Consider the following 526-nt stretch of genomic DNA (forward strand, 5'->3'; position numbering starts at 1 on the left):
CGGTGCCGTAGTAGTCCTCGATCCGGACCGGCACGCCCGTCACCTTCGCCAGCCCCATCACCTGGCGTGTCGCCTCGATCCCGCCGACGCAGGAGGTCTTGAGCGAGGCTACGTCGAGCACCTGTTCCTGCACCGCCTGCAGGAACCGCTGCGGGCCGTCGATGACCTCGTCGAGCATGATCCGGCAGCCGGTGCGCCGTGCGACGGTGCGGCATTCCTCGTAGCTCTCGCACGGATTCTCGATCATCGGGTTAAGGTCTCGGACCGCAGAGATCACCCGGATCGCGTCGTCGACAAGCCAGGCGCGGTTCGGGTCGTACCAGATCCGTTCGTGCGGCAGCGCCATCTCCTCGACCATGCGGATGGTGGTGATGTCTTCGTGCGGCTCGCCCGCCCCGACCTTGATCTGGAAGCGCGAATAGCCCTTGGCGCGTTCGGTCTCGAAGGCGGCGAGCGTCTCCTCCCGGCTGCCGATGCGGATGACCGAGAGCACCGGCAGGCTCTCGGCGACGCGCCCGCCCCAGAG

The 526-nt window shown here is 67.7% G+C and carries 1 protein-coding gene; it reads right to left on the minus strand.

What is annotated here, in order from left to right; translation table 11 throughout:
* On the minus strand, window positions 1–526 hold a 526-nt coding region (locus OEZ60_RS22220; protein ID WP_317852863.1), incomplete at both ends, for an enolase C-terminal domain-like protein.

Origin of the sequence: Albidovulum salinarum (genome assembly GCF_025673475.1) — a bacterium.
Lineage (GTDB): Bacteria > Pseudomonadota > Alphaproteobacteria > Rhodobacterales > Rhodobacteraceae > Albidovulum > Albidovulum salinarum.